Genomic DNA, 547 nt, shown 5'->3' on the forward strand with positions numbered 1-547 from the left:
TATCAAAAATAGTAATTATCGGTCGTTTTTCTGGTTTGAGGGTTGACTGAACTTCCCTGATTAGTGTTGACCGGTTTTTGTTATTAATTTTCATTATCAAAAATAGTAATTATCGGTCGTTTTTCTGGTTTGAGGGTTGACCAATATTGAATGAACTCTTCAGGGTTTCTTTTCTCTAAATTGTCATGTGATCTTTTGTTATTATAATTTTTCACTGCTTTTTTGACCTGGAGCTTTAGTTGATTGAAGGTCGTTGGCTTCCAGTGGTCCAGATATTCTTCCTTTATTGTTCTGTTGATCCTTTCGGCATAAGCATTATCCTGTGCACTTAAAGCCATACTTATAGTTGTTGTATTAGCTTTCAAAAGCTCAATATAGGACTTATAAGTGTACTGGCTTCCTCGATCTGAGTGATGGATCTTGGGAGCTTTATGGTCTTTCAAAGCCATCTTTAATGCCTTTATATTTGCTGTCCCTCTCATGTTATCAGAGACTTCGTAACCCACTATTTTCTTAGTGTAAACATCTATAATAAAGACTGCGTAAT

The 547-nt window shown here is 35.3% G+C and carries 1 protein-coding gene; it reads right to left on the reverse strand.

Features of this window, described 5'->3' with window-relative positions:
- Window positions 1–83: 83 nt before the first annotated feature.
- Window positions 84–547 (reverse strand): DDE-type integrase/transposase/recombinase (locus tag HC175_RS16970; RefSeq protein ID WP_168139524.1); only part of this gene is annotated, 464 nt, incomplete at its 5' end.

The organism is Salinimicrobium oceani (assembly GCF_012037645.1).